Below are 16,371 nucleotides of genomic sequence, written 5' to 3' on the forward strand. Positions count from 1 at the left end.
CGAGAATCGCGGTCGAGTAGATGTCGTCGTGAAGGCGCTCAGACCGAGCCAGCCTGCCGGCCCTGTAGGTCCTGAAGTCGATTATTTTTGCCGATGTTTCTGTCACTTGATTTCCACGCGCTCTAGAGGGCCACTCGAAGCCGCAACAAGTCTGACCAGGGCGGTACCGGCACAGCTCGGTCTAGTGCTAAGCCGCTCGCAACCATCGAAGCCATTTCTGATCGGCCTCCCGCCGCACCTTGAAGCGGTTGACGCATTTCGTGGAGCAAAGGGCCGTTCGCCAGCAGTAATGGCGGATCAGCCCAAACTTTCCGCCGCATATGGCGCAGCATGTGGCTGAATGGTCGAGGGAATTACGGAAGCCAATCTGCATTCTCGCCTCCTGTCAGACATTTACTTGGGAAGCCTCGCTGCCCTCTGAGCACAGCACCACGCCCGCACCGAAGGTGCGGTCGCACGGCGGTCCGTCTTCCTGGTTCTTGCAGCCATCAAGAGCCTTGACTCTGATGTGCGGCTGCCTCGCGAAGCAGTACTTTCCGCAGAAGGCCTCGCCGAGAGTTTGCTCAAGATAATGGATTTCTCTAATCGTGATTAACGCAATTGGCTCGACATTTCGGCCAAATGCTGCGCCTTTCTTGGCTAGCCCGCAGGATTGCTGCGGCAGTTGCATCGGGAGCGCTTAAAGCAAGTGCTTGGAGCACGATCAGCCTGCGAGCCGTGGGTGCTGCATCCTCGTCGCACTCAAGCGGCAGCAATACGGACATTTTGCCTTGCAAGATGCTGTCACTGCAGACGATTGCACAGTCTGATGCAGCTCACATCAGCAAGTCAGCAGCGTCACGTATGGCAGCATAGATTTCATCCAGGTCGGCGGCCGTAACGCAGTAAGGCGGCATCACATAGATCGTGTTACCGAGTGGGCGTAACAGCAGATTCCGCGCTTGGAAGAAAGCCAACAGCTTCAGCCCGATGTCCGCGAGATAGCCGGCATCGCTCGTGTTGAGTTCAAGCGCCGTGACTGTTCCTGTGCGTCGGACGTTTGCGAACCGCGAATCGGCACGCAATGGGGCGAGTGCCTGTTCTTGCATACTGGCCAAGGATGCCAGCCGCCCGCGATATTCCTGATCCTGCCATAGCTCCAGATTAGCCTTGGCCGCGGCACAGGCCACTGGATTGGCCGTATATGAGCTCGAATGAAAAAACGTACGCGTGCGATCTTTAGAATAATGCGCATCGAAAATATCGGCACGACAGAGTGTGACGGCGAGCGGCAGCGCCCCAGCCGTGAGGCCTTTCGAATAGCAGGCAATATCGGGCGTGACATCGGCCTGCTCACACGCAAACAAGGTACCCGTCCGGCCCCAGCCGGTCATGACCTCGTCCGCAATGAACAGGACGTCGAAGGCTTCGCAGATCCGCTTCATCTCTCTTAGCACCGAGGGAGAATACATCAGCATTCCACCGGCGCCCAATATCAGGGGTTCTACGATAAAGGCTGCCGGATGTTCGTTTCGGCACGCGTTTTCAAGCGCATCGAGCGTTATCTGCTCACGATCTCTTGCCGGGAACGGAATCGAGGCCACCTCGAACATCAGCGCCCCGTAGGCCGCATTGAAGACGCCACGGCTACCTACCGACATCGCCCCGATCGTGTCGCCATGGTACGAGTGCTGCATCACCACAATTTGGGTTCGCTGTCTTCCGGTGTTGTGCCAGTAGCCGAGCGCCATTTTCAGCGCAACTTCCACGCTGGTCGACCCGCTATCGGAGAAGAACACATGCTCGAGCGCCGGGGAGGTGACCTTCAGTAGTTCCGTCGCAACTTGCTCAGCCGGCTCGTGAGTGTACCCGGCGAAGATGACCTGGTTGAGCTTGCCTGCCTGTTCTCGGATCGCGTTCACGATGCATGGATGGCAATGGCCGTGGGTCACGACCCACCAGGAGGAGATTGCATCGATAAGGCGTCGGCCATCTTCGGTGTAGAGACAAGCCCCCTCTCCCCGCAGCACCTTCGTCATGTCCCGCTGTAGAGCATGCTGTGTGAACGGGTGCCAAATCGGCGACCTCTTGGCTATCTTCATAGGTTCAGGAAATCACTGCTAACAAAGCAGTCTTTGAAAGCTGCCTGCAGCCTTTCGTCCGTGAGGGGAACAAGCCACGGGAGCCGTCCCAACCAACGCACTCTCCCGATCTCGCAAATTGCGCTTTCAGTTTCGGCGTTTCTTTCGCCAATGAACGCAATTCCAAGGATTCGAATCTGACGCTTCCGCAGAGCCTCTATGGAGAGCAGGGAGTGATTGATTGTGCCCAGTCCCGTCCTTGCGCAAAGCACGACGGGAAGCTGCCAGCGCTCGAAAATGTCGATGTAAAGAGTTCGCGCTGTCAGCGGCACCATGAGTCCGCCGGCGCCCTCGATCACGAGTTGCCGCTCGCCGCTGTCCGGCAGTCGAAGCGTCTCTGTATCTACGCGAATGCCGTCGATCTCCGCAGAGTAATGGGGCGACGCAGGCGTCCGAAGTCGATAGAGCTCCGGGACAATTCGATCGGACGAGAGGCCGCCGAGGCGGCGGACGCACTCGGAGTCGGTCTCTTGTTCGAGTCCCGCCTGGACCGGCTTCCAGTAACTCGCGCCGAGAAGGCCAGCGAGCCCTGCGGAAAATACCGTTTTGCCGACCCCAGTGTCCGTACCAGTCACAACGATCCGCGTACTCATCAAAACGAGCCCCTCGTCACCTCAACCAGCGCATCGAGCATTGAGCGCACGTCCGCTTCCCCGACATTGAGTGTCAATGAAATTCGCAAGCGGGCGGTGCCTGCAGGGACGGTTGGCGGCCGAATTCCGCGGATATCGAAGCCGCGCGCCTGCAGAGCAGAGGCAAGTCGCATTGCGTGAGCATTGTCACCTACGATGTACGGCACGATCTGAGAGGTCGATGGTGTGCGCAAACCGAGCGAGGTGATCTGCCGATGCGCAAAAGCAACGAGTTTGGCCAGCTGTCGCTGCCTCTCCGGCTCTTGCTGCAGGATGAGGAGTGCCTCTCGAACGGCGACGGCCATCAATGGTGATGGGGCGGTGGCAAAAATAAACGGACGGCAGCGGTTGACCATGAAATCGCGCAAGATGCCGGAGGCCGTAACAAGTGCACCCGCCGCACCGAGAGCTTTGCCGCAGGTATGAACGACGATGAGATTTTCGCGCCTGTCATAAGGGGCCGTGAGCCCTCGTCCCTGATACCCGTAAGCGCCTGTGGCATGAGCCTCATCCACGATCAGAAACGCGTCTTGGCGATCGGCGATTGCCACCAGCTCTTCGAGTGGAGCGAAGTCGCCATCCATACTGTAGAGACTTTCCGCCACAATCCAGACGCGGCCCGCCCCACCTTTGGTTCGCCAGTCGCGAATTGCGTCTTCGACCGACTGGGGATCATTGTGCGCGTGAATTCGACACTCTGCGCGGCCGGCCCGCGCCCCCTCGTGAATACTAGCGTGCACGAGCGAATCGAGAACCAGCAGATCGCCGCGCTGCGGCAGCGTTGTCAGGAGGGCAAAATTTGCGATATAGCCGCTTCCAAAGAAAAGCGCTGCCTCCGCGCCAAAGAACTGAGCCGCTTCCGTTTCGAGCCGTTCGTGCTCCTCGCAATTGCCGCGCAGAAGTCGCGATCCCCCGGCTCCGACCGGAGTGCCCGCCTCGAGCGCGGCGACCATCGCCTTTTTGATGCGCGGGGCGCTCCCGAGCGCCAGATAGTCGTTCGATGCAAAATCGATCCCCACGCGCGGCTTGAGGCAGCGCAGCCGCTTATCTTCGTTCAAGGCATTCAACGCTGTGACATAGGGACTAAGTCTAGCTGTTTGGATTGACCGCATTCACCACTCCCATCGATCGCATCAAATCACGAAACACTGCGTTGGCCGTTTAAGAAGGAAGGATGACCCGTTAGGATCAACTTGCCAGGATGCGATTGTCTCCGTCCACACGCACAATGCGTGGCTTGAATATCTTTGCTTCGGCCTCGTCGAATGAGGCATATGCAACGATGATTATTTTGTCTCCGGGCATCGCAAGTCGTGCGGCCGCACCGTTCAGGCTTATCGTGCCAGACCTCGGCGGCGCCTCGATCACGTAGGTGGCAAAGCGCATTCCTGTTTCCACATTGTAGATTTCGACGCGCTCGTTGATCACCATTCCTGCTGCCTCCAGGAGCGTACGATCTATTGAGATCGAGCCTTCATAGTGCAGATCAGCTTCGGTCACCGAGGCGCGATGGATTTTGCCCTTCATCAAAGTTATCTGCATTTCTCACCTAGGCTGGATGTAGGGGCAACATATTGCGCGCACTGCTTTCGTCAGGCGAGCCCGGACGAGATGCCGAGCCGGGCCAGCAGATCCGCATCGCGATCAACTTTCGGGTTTTTGGTGGTCAAGAGCACGTCGCCGATGAAGATTGAATTTGCGCCGGCCAAGAAGCAAAGCGCCTGCAATTCATCGGTCATGTATTGCCGCCCGGCGGACAAGCGAACCACACTCTTCGGCATCATGATCCGCGCGGTCGCCAGCAGCCGGACCAGCGCGATCGGATCGGGAGGCTCCGCGGTGTCTTCCACCGGCACGCCCTCGATCTTGTTCCACAGGTTGATCGGCAAGCTTTCGGGATGGTTGGGTAGATTGGCGAGCACCACGAGCATACCTAGGCGGTCCTCGACGCGCTCGCCCATGCCGATAATCCCGCCGCAGCAGATCTTGATGCCGGCGTCGCGCACATGCGCCAGCGTATCGATGCGGTCCTGCAGGCTGCGGGTGGTGATGATCTTGCTGTAAAACTCGGGCGATGTGTCGACGTTGTGATTGTAGAAGTCAAGGCCGGCCTCGGCGAGGCGCGCGGCCTGCTTCGGCGTCAGCATGCCGAGCGTCACGCACGTTTCCATGCCGAGTCCTTTGACCGCGTTGACCATGTCGCAGACGGAATCAAGATCGCGATCTTTTGGCGTACGCCAGGCCGCGGCCATGCAGAAGCGCGTGGCGCCGGCATCCTTCGCGCGCTGGGCGGTCGCAATCACATCGGCGCAACGCATCAGACGGGTCGCTTTCAGGCCGGTCTCGTAATGCGCGCTTTGCGAGCAGTAGCCGCAGTCTTCCGGACAGCCGCCGGTCTTGATGCTGAGCAGGCTCGCAGTTTCGACGTGGTTTGGATCGAAGTTCTTGCGATGAGCGCGCTGCGCCTGAAGCATCAGGTCGGCAAAAGGAAGGTCGTAGAGCGCCTTAGCCTCTTCGACGTTCCAATCGTTACGAGCTTGCGCCCCGTTGCTTGCTTCCTTCCGTTGGACTTTCGCAGCAGCATCCATCACCCAACCCCCAATTATAGATAATCGCGTGAATTATCTATAGTCATTGCCGTCGAAGAGATGCTAATCGAGCTGTCTCGCAAATGCATCGGTTATTGCGGTAGATAATCTATGATCACTGCTGACAACGTTACGACGGTGGCGCGCATCGCGGACTCAATCGCTGAGCGCATTATCAGCGGCGCCTTAGGGCCAGGCGCGCCACTCCGTCAGGATCACGTTGCTCGAGAATTCAATTCGAGCCACGTCCCCGTGCGCGAGGCCTTTCGGCAGCTGCAGGCACAACATCTTGTTGTCGCTGTGCCGCGTCGCGGTGTTCGGGTTGCCCCGCTCGATACCCGTTCAGTGAAGGAGATCGCCGAAATGCGCGCCGCGCTCGAAGTGGTGGCATTGCGCCATTCGGCGCCAAGGCTCACGACAGCTCATTTGGCTCGGATCGAGCTCGCCTTGATCGAAGGAGACAATGCAAAGACGATCGAGGAGTTTGAGACGGCCAACCGCGCTTTTCACCAAGCCTTGGTCGCGCCGTGTGCAATGCCGCGTCTGCTCGCGAGCCTCGATGGACTGCAGCTTGCCAATTCTCGTTTGGTGTTCGCGATGGCGCGAACGGTGGGCTGGCGACCGCGCTCCAATCAAGATCACCGCCTGATTCTGCAAGCCTTGCGAACGCGCAACATCGATCAAGCCTGTAACCTGCTTACGCGGCACATTCAAACCATTGAGCGCCTTGCCCTTCCGGCGTCTTGAGCAAATCTGGCAAGCTTCATTGCGGATCGCTGACGATCGCAAGCGACGATCATGCGCCAAGCGACTAGCCTCATTGCAACGGACTCTATTCCCAGATAGTTATGGCACCCGCTAGCGACATCTCCACGGACAGCCATGATTCGTCACATCGTCTTCTTCAGCGCCAAGGACGAGGCGCATATCGACCAGATCATCGAAGGTCTTTCGCTTCTCACCACGATACCACATGCGCGCCGGCTTGAGGTTGCCCGCAACCGCAAGACCGATCAGCTCGGCAACGATATCGACATCGTGGTCTATGGTGAATTCGACAGCGAGGCGGAGCTCGCAGCGTACAAAGCGCACGATCTCTACCAGGAGTCGATTAAACGGGTCCGACCGCTCCGCGAGCTGCGGTTCGCGGCCGACTACAATGTATCAACAGATACCCCTTTCGCCTCCACGGCAGGATGATCCAGGTGCTGTCGCAGCAAAAAGTCCACGGCCGGGTTAACTTGGCAATGGGCCCCAAGTTTCGGTCCATCGCAGACAAGCGTCGTTCTCATCGGGTGGGGCAACAGATGGAACGGCACTTTCACGACGTCAGCCGCCGGTGACCGATAACCAGATGTACGTTCGCGAGTTGCAGTGGGTTGAACCTGTCACAGCGATGCGACGTCTTGGGCATCGATCCCATCTCACGTTTCTCGATAGCGCAGCAAGGCACGAGCTGCTTGGGCGCTACTCATATCTAACGTGCGATCCGTTCAGCACCTATAGGGTCGCGAACGGCCAAGCCAGTTGGAACGGACTGACTCTCGAGGCCGATCCATGGAAGGTCCTTCGCACGCTACTCGCGAAGTACCCGCAAGAGCATCGTCCCGATCTCCCGCCGTTCCAGGGAGGAGCGGCAGGCTACGTTGCCTACGACATGAACAGGACATTGGAGCGATTGTCTGCGCCGGCAATTGCCGGTCTGGGTTTGCCCCAATCCATCCTGCATTTCTATGACGTGGTCATCAGCTTCGACCACCGGGATAGCAAATGCTGGATCGTCTCAACCGGATGGCCGGAGCAGGATCGCGTGCGACGGAGCGAACGAGCGCGTCGTCGAGCCGACGAGTTCGCAGCATTGCTTGCCGGTCCAAAGGCGCCACAGAATGGTTCTCCCAGCAAAGCGGGCGCATGGCGCTCGAACTTCAGCCGCGAGGGCTACATCGCGGCGGTGCAACGCGTAATCGACTTGATCCTGGCGGGTGACGCGTTCCAGACGAATATTGCGCAGCGTTTCAGCACCCGCCTGTCGACATCGTTTGATCCGCTCGCCTTCTATTGCCAGCTACGATCATTGAATCCGGCGCCTTTTGCGGCCCTGCTGCGATGGGGAAAGCTGACCGTCGCATCAAGTTCGCCGGAACGATTCCTGAAGCTTGAGGGGCGACAAGTCGAGACACGCCCCATCAAGGGCACGATCGCGCGTTCGCCTGATTCCAAGGAAGACCACCGCCGTGCGGCTGTTCTCCTCGCTTCCGAAAAGGATCATGCCGAGAACACGATGATTGTCGACCTTTTGCGAAACGATCTGTCACGCGTTTGCACTGCGCATTCGGTCGAGGTTCCGGCCCTGTGTAATCTCGAGTCCTATGCCTCGGTGCACCATCTCGTGTCGATCGTTACGGGGGAACTTGCCGGAGAGGAAGATGCCGTTAGCCTGCTCCGTGCTTGCTTTCCCGGCGGCTCCATTACGGGAGCGCCAAAGCTGCGGTCGATGGAAATTATTACAGAAATCGAGCGCATAGCGCGAGAGGTCTATTGCGGGGCGGTCGGCTTCATCGGCTTCAATGGGCACATGGACACAAACGTTGCGATCCGCACTGCCACGATCGATGGCGACCTGGCTGTGTTTCATGCGGGCGGCGGTATAACGGCCCTGTCGGAGCCCGAGGCCGAATACGAGGAAACGCTCGCCAAGGCAGAGCGAATCTTTGATGCATTTGGTTCTGAGCCAGCTGGTGCATTTTGATTGTCATCATCGATAATTACGATTCCTTCGTGTTCAACATTGCCCGCTATTTCCACAAGCTCGGTGAAGCAACGGAAGTGATCCGCAACGACGCTATCAGCGTCAACGAGCTCCTTGGTCTCAACCCGCGCGCGGTGGTGATATCGCCCGGCCCCTGTAGCCCAACTGAGGCAGGAATATCGACAGCAGTCGTCCGCGAGCTTTCAGGACGGGCAACAATTCTCGGCATCTGCCTTGGCCATCAGTGTATCGCGAGCGTTTTCGGAGGACGGGTGGCACGCGCGCAACGGCCCATGCACGGTCGGCGCTCATCCGTTGCGCATGACGGCCGAGGGTTATTCAAGGGGCTGCCAAACCCGCTTGACGTCGGACGCTACCATTCTCTTATCGTCCAGCTTGATCAGTCATGTGCGCAGAACCTCATAGTGACAGCGCGTTCGGAGGAAGGCGAGATCATGGCCCTCACGCACGGCTATTATCCAACCTTAGGGGTCCAGTTCCATCCCGAGTCGATACTTACCTCACAGGGGCACGTCCTGTTTATGAACTTCTTGCGACTGACAGAGCATTTCCGAAACCACGCGGAGCAATGAGAGGTTCGGCCTGCCGATCAAGGTGGTGCACCGTTGGTTTCCAACGTGGTTGGAAGGTGCAGCGTCATAATGGCAAGTATTTTGTGGCAATATCAGCGCTATTCAGTCAGCGGCCCGCCTCCGACAGAAACCGGACCTTGCGGCTTCAAGGGCCGGACGTCTCTCTTAACCGGCTTGGATGTGGTGCGCACGGGTGGCGAAGAAGCAGCAGGAGCAGGAGAAGCAACAGGCGCCGGATTCTGCAGGCCCTCGATTCTTTGGGTCAGGGCTGCGATCTGATCCGAGATCCGCTTTAGCTCGACTTGCTGCGCATCGACGTTTCGATTGAGCTCGGCAATTTCATCGGCTGTCTTCTGCTGCCCCGTTTGGATCCCTAAAAGGACGTCCCTATCCTCAGGTGACAAGCCAAGCGTGGGAGGCACGACTTCATGCGCCGACGGCGCCTCGGCAAACGTTTCGATATTCATCAAAAAATAGGCTCCTCCGGCACAAAGAACCAGCAATCCGGCTAGAAGAGCAAAGATCCACCGAAAGCCTTTCGACGGTCTCTGCAGGACCGGCGGCAACTCCGATGCTTGGGATTGATCCGTCACAGCCACACCCCGCTCTCATCATCTCGATCTGCTTTGGTTGTTCTCGTTGCCGCGATAGCAGAGGATGGTCAAGAGCTGCCGCGAGCCGCACCCCCCCACTGCATCATTTTCAGCAATGTTGTCCCCAAGGCCGGGTCTTGATTGCATCAGGGTTTTTACGAGCTACGCACTGCGCTGCAGGTGGTGAGTTAAATAATGAGGCCCGGTAGAGGGGATTACCCGTGAAGCAAATTCATACCTGCTTGCTCTCGAGAGTGCCGCCTCACGTAAAGGCTGCGCGCGTCGGGGATTTGCTAGGTGACGCTTTCAGCGCGCCTGTGCCTGATTATTTTAGGATCGATAGTTGTACGCGCCGAAGTTCACTTGGCTCAAAATACTGCGCACGCAAAAAGCCCGTGATGGGAGCGCAACCATAAGACTAATTATATCGTTCGATGGAGCGGGATTGCGTTTTTAGTGGGCAACTGCACGAAGCCCAGCCAGGAGATCAGGTCGGCCGTTCAGAAAGACGGGCACTACATGCGAACGACGAAACAATTAGAAGAAGCGGATCTACCGATGCCTGAGCAGTGCGACCGCTGAGTTCACGACCTAGAGTTCTTCCAGCACGCTTTCACGCACGAGCGCTCGGACCTGAGCCATTGGCGCAAGCGGCTCGGCGACAAGCTAGAGCTGCTGCTGGCCGAGAGCCTGCGGGTGGCGCACGGGGCCGGCACGTTACGCAGCCAGGACCTCAAGCGCGTCACGGTCGCGGTGCAGCCGAAGGCCATCACCTTTCCGACCGATGCCGAGCTGCTGCATGCGGCCATCAAAGGCCTCAATCGCCTGGCGAGAAGGCACGGGGTCAGGCTCCGGCAATCCTTACGCTCGCGTGGCCAAGGCCGCCGCGATGATGGCTTCCCGCTACGCTCACGCCAAACAGTTCAGGCGGCATGAGCGACAGTTGCGCATCCTGCGTAGCAGGCTCGGCCGGATCATTCGCGACGTCCGCCGCAACATCGAGGGCCAGCCGGCACTGGAGGAGGCCTTCGCCGTTCCGCTCGGCCGGGCCGCGCAGATTCGTTCGCGCAGCAGCGCCAGCGCGGCTGGAAGCTTTATTCCTTCCATGCTCCGGAGGTGGAGTGCATGGGCAAAGCCAAGGCCGCCGCGCCTTACGAGTTCGGCGTGAAGGCCTCCGTCGTCACCAACAATCGCCGCGCTCGGGGCGGCCTGTTCGTGCTGCACGCGAGCGCAATGCCCGACAATCCGTATGATGGGCACCCCCTGCGGGACGTCATCGTGCGCAGCGAGAAGCTCACCGGCTGTCCGATCGAGCGGGCCTATGTGGACAGGGGGTACCGCGGCCACGATGCCCAAAATCCCCGTCGCGTCTTCATCTCCGGCCAGAAGCGCGGCGTCTTCGGTCATCAAGCGCGAGCTGCGCCGTCGCTCTGCCATCGAGCCCATCATCTGGCACATGAACGCCGAAGGCGACCTCGGCCGCTGCTACCTCAAAGGCCGCGCCGGCGACGCCGCCAACGTCATCCTCTCAGCCGTCGGCCACAACTTGTATGGGGTGTCTCCTGTCAAGAGCCTTAGTTAGCGACTCTTCTCCTTGCGCGGAGGGTGCAGTTGTGTGCATCGAGCTTCAGCAAATTGATCGTGGGGTCCGACGAAGCCATCCCCTCGGAGCCGCCGTCGCTCGCTTGCCCCACGCGCAGCGCTGGCGAGCGACGGCGGCGGAGAGGGGTGGCCCATCCTCTTGGGGCCTGAGCATGACAGGCGGGAAGGCACGGACCTTGACGATCGCCTTCTTCAAGCCCGGATGGTCATCAGAGATTACGAACTCCATGGCATGGCGCGACTGAGAGACATTCCGAGGGAGCTTGCAATATCCGGCGGCCATCGCGCCGCATACTTGTATGCGGTCGAACGCAATCTTCGACCATGATGCAGCAATGCGCATCTCAAGCGAAGCTCGGGCAGCGGGCCCATTCTTCCGCGAGGTCATATGGACCAAGTTGTGGCGCGGGTCACCGCCACCTCGGAGTATCAGGGTTCAGCGATTGCTTCGCCAAGCCCCAATTGAGGTGTCTCGTCGCGCGTTCATGCTACCGGGCGTAACTTGATCCCGACAGGTATTTCGCCTGTCGTCGTCAGGCGCCAGAACGCAATGAGCAATTTGCGCGCCAGCGCCACGATCATGGTCTTGCGCGTACCGCCGCGCGCGTCGGCCGCGCGAGTGCGGAACCATTGGGCTAATGCGCTGTCCTTTTGGAAGAGGAGAAAACGCCAGGCCAGTTGGATCATCCCACGCCGTACCCGGGCATTGCCAGCGCGTGCGAGGCCTTTCTCCCGTCTTCGCTTGCCGCTCTCATCGGGAGCGCCCGTGAGGCCCGCGTAACGCGCGACCGCTCTGCGATCTCTCAATTGCCGAGAGAGGATCTCATGCACGAGCATGTCCGCTGTTTCGACTCCAACGCCAATAATCCGCGCTAGCAATTTGACCATCGCGTTCGCACCGCTCTCGGAAACCTGCAAACGCTGTAATCGAGCCGCCTCGATCTCCCTGATCTGCTCCCTGACGAGGCGAAGGCGGACCATGTCCCGGCGCATCTCGGCGACAGTGTTGGGCGGCAGAAGTACCCCTTCCGGCGTGCGCAACGTCTCGAGCTGCTTTGACGCATGACACAGCGTCGGCTTAAACTTGCGAATACCCAGGCGAGCGAGACATGCCTTCATTCGATTGACAATGCTGGTCTGCTGGCTGACAAGGTTCTCACGCTCGCGGTTCGGACGTCGGGCGTCCTCTTCATCGAGACTTGGGATTGCCGCCATTTGGCAATGGTTCGGCTCTCCGCGTAGCCAACCGAGAAGAGCGCGCTTCAAATGCTCGGTGTCGAGACGATCGGTTTTAGCCCGCCGGTGCTCGCGGGGGACGGCGACGCTTGTTGCGTGGATAACGAAGGCCTCAACGCCACGCGCTCGCAGCCACCGCGCCAGCCAAAAGCCATCGCGACCGGCCTCAAAGGCGACCGCTATGCGTGTGATCGCGTGCCCAACCTTTGCGGCCTCCTCGCGCCAGCGGTGTAGCAACCGGAGCAGCGCGTCTTCGTCGGCGCCAAGCTTCTTCAACGGATGACGATCCAATCCGGGGACGATTCCAGCGACGAGCCAGCTAGAGAGGCTCATCTCGATGACCGCGATCAGCGTACTGTTCTGTTCCAGGACCGTGGAAGACCGGCCAAGATCGTTTGCATTTTGCATGGGGGTGCTCCATTGCTCATGACCAGCCTCAATACTCTCACGGCTTTGCTGGTCACCCCATAGTATCTTCCGCCGCATCCTCGCCTGGCTCAAGAACTCTTGGGCCTCTTCCTGGAGTTGCGATAGCGAACGCTCGCCACTCCAACACAGCTCAATCTGGCTTATTAACTCAGGAGTTGGAGCCTGTGGAGCCCAAGGTGCGGTTCATTCGGCCACTGGATCCGGATGCGAAGAAGACCGATGCCGTACCACAAGCGGCACTCTATCGAGTCGCTTAACTAGTCTCGTATCGAGTCACCTGCGCGCCCCGCGCTCCGTTCCGGCAAAAGGAGACCCTGGATAGCCGCTAAAAGCGGAACCTAACAGGGACTTGCAGAACGCAGGCGTGAGCTTGCCGCGATGGATCACGACGTCTTCGTGACCCGCTGCAGCTCGAGCGTTCTGCCAGAGGCGATTGTAGCCGCGCTGTTCGTTGGATTTCACGTGGCAAGCGGCGAACTCGGCGTCATCCAATGTCGTTAACTGCCACGCATAGGCCGGCCGCTTCGTATGGATGTGCGCCCACATCGGATTTGGCACCGTACCATTGTCCAGTGGCGCAGGCTGCAGCTTGATCTCGAACAGCTTTCCTGGCTCGCCCTTCAACGCGTGCGGTGGCTCCAAGGGAGCCAACTCCTCGGCCGCCTGCAACCGTTCGAGGTACTTCTGCGAGGGAAACGCATAGGTCTTCATGCAATCGATCTCGATCGAAGCCTTTTGCGCCTTCGAAGTACGTGCCTGCCCCTTAACCTCCGACCACATCGCCTTGAGGCGGACTATTTTTTTTTGCACTTCGGGCACTTGCATAGGCGTGAGTAGGACGCGTCGGCGATGTTCGTCCAGCGCGGATACACAGGCCTCAATCTCCGCGGATTGGCTGTGCAGCCGCTCAACCACGGTGTCCACGACGTGCTCGGCATCTTCGGGTTTCATGTGGCGCGCTTGCGAAATGGCTCTTTGCTCACTGGGCAGATCGAATTGCAAGAGTTCGTCCAATCGCGCGAGCAGGCGCGTCAGTGTCTCCTTCGATGGCGCAGTCTGCCATATCGCCAAGTGTTCCCTCGCCGACGATGACATCCTTGTATGCGCCTCCTCCGCGCTCGCGAGTTTCTTCGTGCCCAGATCCGAGAGCACAATAACCTTGGTGGTTCGCGTCGTGTCGGCGTCGGGCCTAGCGAGCTGCGGCTCGGGCTGCCCGGCTGCCGAACTCCCCGCACCTCCGGCCTGCCTGCGCTTGCCCTTCCCTTTCCTTCGCGCTGGACTGCCTTCGGCCGCCGGGTCGTTGCCGGCAGCGTCGGCCGGTAACACAAGGCCAACCTCCGTTGGCGGTGCAATGATGGCAGGTGTCTTCGGCTGCACTGCTAGCAGGCGCATGACCTCATGGGCAGTGACCCACGATCCTTCCACGATCTGATCCAACAGATCCAACGGAAGCTCGGGACTTGCTCCCTTATTCCTTAGCTCGGCAACCATGTTGGGCAACGCCGACGCAAATTCCGATAGCCGCTCCATGACCCCTTCCAGAACGGCGCAGTGGTCTGCGTCGAGGGCTTGTCCTTTGCTGTTCAGAACAGCGTCGCCCGTTGAGAGGAATGCCGGAACAACATCGCCCATGAAGGTTCCGAGTAGACGTGCCCGACCGTTCTCACCCAAGAGGATTTGCCTGACGGCCGGGTCGAGCGTGCTCGCGTGCGACTCAATCATGACCCGCGCGAGAAGGACTTGCGATTGCAGATGCACGCACCTCGTATTCAGTGCCCAGCCGGTATGCAGCCGTAGTGTTGCCTGTTCGGCCTGTCGCATTTCGGCTGTCGCACTTGGCAAGTTGGCAGTGGCTGCGCAGACGGACTGCATCCGTTCAGAGCGCAATGCCTTCTTTTCCCACCACTCCGTGCAAGCCAAATAGTGTTTCGCCGCACTGGAAGCCACTCGGATCAGTTGGTCGGGCGGAGCATTGGATTGGCGCATCCGCTCGAGTATCTTTCCCGCATTCTCCCTACTCTGCTCCAAGGCGTAGATAGTCGGTGCGGCCAGCGCGTTGCATTCGTTCCCCGCATCCAGAGTCCGGTCACGAACTCGGCAAGCCTGATCGTCGGACAGAACGCTGCGCGCCATATCTGGAGACAGGCTCGCGTAGTAGTCCAGAACTGCTGCGCTTGCTTTGACAACTTGATCGATCAGCTCTTGCGCCTCAGACGAGGTCTGAGCGCCCATGGCAGCACTGTGGCAAGCATCAAGTTCCTCAAGCAGGCCGTCCATCTTCTGTTTCGCTGCCTTGATCCCCTCACCGCTTGAGGAGATGGGGACTGCCACACCCGAACCTGAGGGCAGGCTCGCGAGCGTCGCCATTCTATCTTCAGGCGCTAAGCGCATCCGTTCCACGACGGAGTTGAAAACTAGGTGGCCTTCCGTAGGGACAAAATTTGGCTCCGAACGCGCACTGCTCGATCCCGACGTGCTGTCGGCTCCTGCAGCCCCAACGTGCGGTTCACCAGGTCGGCCAATGCCCGTCATGTTCCATCTCCCATACGGTCAACAATGCTCAGCGCCCCTGGATAGGCCGTCTGGCTGACGGTTGGCTGACGAAGGATGCTCTCCGGATGCACAACCCCACCGTCCGAGTTCCAATTTCATGGAAGCTGTTGCGGTGCTGAGGCAGCAATATGGGATGGCCCATAAGGTAGGGGATCGTCGATTGTAGCGCCTGTCCGCATTCCGTTGCCTCGCCGTGACCAGTATGGAAATGTGCGCTGCCACCAAAGTCATTCCCGAATACCGAAAGCCGTCGAGCATGGCGAACCGAGGGTCGATTTTCAGACTTTCGGCAGCAGCAAAGCTCTTACTAACCGGGAGGACATGCTATTGTTCGACCAAAGAGTTTCGGGTCCAACAATGCGTAGATCTGGCTCGATGTGGAACGTTCCGTCAAGACAACCTCTTCTTCTCGCGTTCGAGTGAGCAGAACTTACGTTGTGCAAGTCCTATTCAGAATAGGACCTCGCCGAGGATGCTGCCCAGTTAAGCGCACTTAGAATACGCTCATAAAAATAACGCAGTGAGTGTGCCAAGCACACCGAGCGCCAATCCGATATCGGCGAACCTACCATTGGCCCGTCTCGAAACAGCAGAAGCGTGAGAATCGGTTACACCACCAAAATTGCTCCCACCGATATCGCGATATGCAGATATTTTCGAGATGCATATATCCCAGTGCATATCCGAAGACGAGAAGGATACCGCCGAAGGGTATCAGCAGAAACATCGGCAAGAGCGTTGTCAGGTCCCCGCCGGCCTTTCCAAACTGCTTTGAGGCAATCAACGCTGCGATTATCGAAAGCGTTACTCCAAAGAAAATGGCGACCACCGCTCAATCTTCAATGCTGAACTCATCGCCTGACGTATCGAAAGCGCTGTCAAGGTGGTTTCCAATCAATGGACTGCATCTCCTGGCTGCCTTGGACAGCTTGGACGTCGATCTACACGATGCATGCACATGATCCGAGGACGGCGGCATGAGCCTGAACACGACCGCGGTCCGGATCAAGGTGACCTCAAGGATGTGAAACCGAAGGTGATGCGATGCCTTGTCGTGCCGCTCACGCTGCGCCTTGATCGGCTGCATCTGACGCTTCAGGCGGCGTTTGGCTGGACGAACAGCCATCTCTTCGAGTTCCTAGCCGGCGAAGGACGTCGGGGTATCCCTGATTCCGAAGGAGATTTTGGCAATCAGCCCATCGATGCATCGCAAGACGCGGCTCTTCAATATCGTTCAGGAGACCGGCGCGAAGACGATCCACTATCTCTATGACTT

14 protein-coding genes and 1 pseudogene are annotated in these 16,371 nt (G+C 58.9%); 6 read left to right on the plus strand and 9 right to left on the minus strand.

The window, feature by feature from the left end:
- Positions 1-385: 385 nt before the first annotated feature.
- The 6 genes from AC5ZFO_RS38955 to bioB form a co-directional block, all read right to left on the minus strand.
- Positions 386-670, minus strand: coding sequence for a hypothetical protein (locus AC5ZFO_RS38955; RefSeq protein ID WP_496123496.1), 285 nt, complete (start codon positions 668-670; stop codon positions 386-388).
- 145 nt (positions 671-815) lie between these two features.
- Positions 816-2,081 carry an adenosylmethionine--8-amino-7-oxononanoate transaminase gene (locus AC5ZFO_RS38960; RefSeq protein WP_496123497.1) on the minus strand — a complete coding sequence of 422 codons (1,266 nt, stop codon included), beginning with the start codon at positions 2,079-2,081 and terminating at the stop codon, positions 816-818.
- Complete coding sequence (bioD, locus tag AC5ZFO_RS38965) at positions 2,078-2,713, minus strand: dethiobiotin synthase (protein ID WP_496123498.1); 636 nt, start codon at positions 2,711-2,713, stop codon at positions 2,078-2,080. The genes AC5ZFO_RS38960 and bioD overlap by 4 nt, the downstream gene beginning before the upstream one ends.
- The gene (locus AC5ZFO_RS38970) at positions 2,713-3,864 is read right to left on the minus strand and encodes an 8-amino-7-oxononanoate synthase (protein ID WP_496123499.1); all 1,152 of its coding nucleotides are present in this window, start codon (positions 3,862-3,864) and stop codon (positions 2,713-2,715) included. The genes bioD and AC5ZFO_RS38970 overlap by 1 nt, the downstream gene beginning before the upstream one ends.
- A 76-nt stretch (positions 3,865-3,940) precedes the next feature.
- Positions 3,941-4,294 (minus strand): aspartate 1-decarboxylase, encoded by a 354-nt coding sequence (panD, locus tag AC5ZFO_RS38975; RefSeq protein ID WP_183246843.1) that lies wholly within the window; start codon positions 4,292-4,294, stop codon positions 3,941-3,943.
- Between the two features lie 50 nt (positions 4,295-4,344).
- Positions 4,345-5,340: a biotin synthase BioB gene (gene bioB / locus AC5ZFO_RS38980; protein ID WP_496123500.1), complete on the minus strand. Its 996-nt coding sequence runs from the start codon at positions 5,338-5,340 to the stop codon at positions 4,345-4,347.
- A 111-nt stretch (positions 5,341-5,451) separates the two neighbouring features.
- Here bioB and AC5ZFO_RS38985 point away from each other — a divergent pair, with 111 nt between their 5' ends.
- The 4 genes from AC5ZFO_RS38985 (at position 5,452) to AC5ZFO_RS39000 (ending at position 8,682) form a co-directional block, all read left to right on the plus strand.
- A complete protein-coding gene (locus AC5ZFO_RS38985; RefSeq protein WP_496123501.1) occupies positions 5,452-6,087 on the plus strand; it encodes a GntR family transcriptional regulator in 636 nt (211 codons plus the stop codon).
- A gap of 135 nt (positions 6,088-6,222) precedes the next feature.
- Entirely contained in the window at positions 6,223-6,540 is a 318-nt protein-coding gene (locus AC5ZFO_RS38990) for a Dabb family protein (protein WP_496123502.1), read from the plus strand.
- A gap of 154 nt (positions 6,541-6,694) precedes the next feature.
- Positions 6,695-8,089 (plus strand): aminodeoxychorismate synthase component I, encoded by a 1,395-nt coding sequence (pabB, locus tag AC5ZFO_RS38995; protein WP_496123503.1) that lies wholly within the window; start codon positions 6,695-6,697, stop codon positions 8,087-8,089.
- Positions 8,086-8,682 (plus strand): anthranilate synthase component II, encoded by a 597-nt coding sequence (locus tag AC5ZFO_RS39000; protein WP_496123504.1) that lies wholly within the window; start codon positions 8,086-8,088, stop codon positions 8,680-8,682. The genes pabB and AC5ZFO_RS39000 overlap by 4 nt, the downstream gene beginning before the upstream one ends.
- A 98-nt stretch (positions 8,683-8,780) precedes the next feature.
- Here the strand turns inward: AC5ZFO_RS39000 and AC5ZFO_RS39005 are convergent, their stop codons facing one another.
- The gene (locus tag AC5ZFO_RS39005) at positions 8,781-9,149 is read right to left on the minus strand and encodes a hypothetical protein (RefSeq protein WP_282525256.1); all 369 of its coding nucleotides are present in this window, start codon (positions 9,147-9,149) and stop codon (positions 8,781-8,783) included.
- A gap of 720 nt (positions 9,150-9,869) precedes the next feature.
- Here AC5ZFO_RS39005 and AC5ZFO_RS39010 point away from each other — a divergent pair.
- Positions 9,870-10,821 (plus strand): annotated as a pseudogene (locus tag AC5ZFO_RS39010) (IS5 family transposase); the annotation flags it as partial.
- A 539-nt stretch (positions 10,822-11,360) separates the two neighbouring features.
- On the opposite strand, the gene AC5ZFO_RS39015 reads toward AC5ZFO_RS39010, so the two are convergent.
- Positions 11,361-12,521 (minus strand): IS110 family RNA-guided transposase, encoded by a 1,161-nt coding sequence (locus AC5ZFO_RS39015; protein ID WP_496123505.1) that lies wholly within the window; start codon positions 12,519-12,521, stop codon positions 11,361-11,363.
- A gap of 294 nt (positions 12,522-12,815) precedes the next feature.
- Complete coding sequence (locus AC5ZFO_RS39020) at positions 12,816-15,074, minus strand: T3SS effector XopP-like protein (RefSeq protein ID WP_496123506.1); 2,259 nt, start codon at positions 15,072-15,074, stop codon at positions 12,816-12,818.
- Positions 15,075-16,053: 979 nt separating this feature from the next.
- Between AC5ZFO_RS39020 and AC5ZFO_RS39025 the strand changes: the two genes are divergently transcribed.
- Positions 16,054-16,368 carry an IS1096 element passenger TnpR family protein gene (locus AC5ZFO_RS39025; protein WP_282525258.1) on the plus strand — a complete coding sequence of 105 codons (315 nt, stop codon included), beginning with the start codon at positions 16,054-16,056 and terminating at the stop codon, positions 16,366-16,368.
- Positions 16,369-16,371: the final 3 nt, after the last annotated feature.

Source organism: Bradyrhizobium sp. Unk1 (assembly GCF_059512345.1).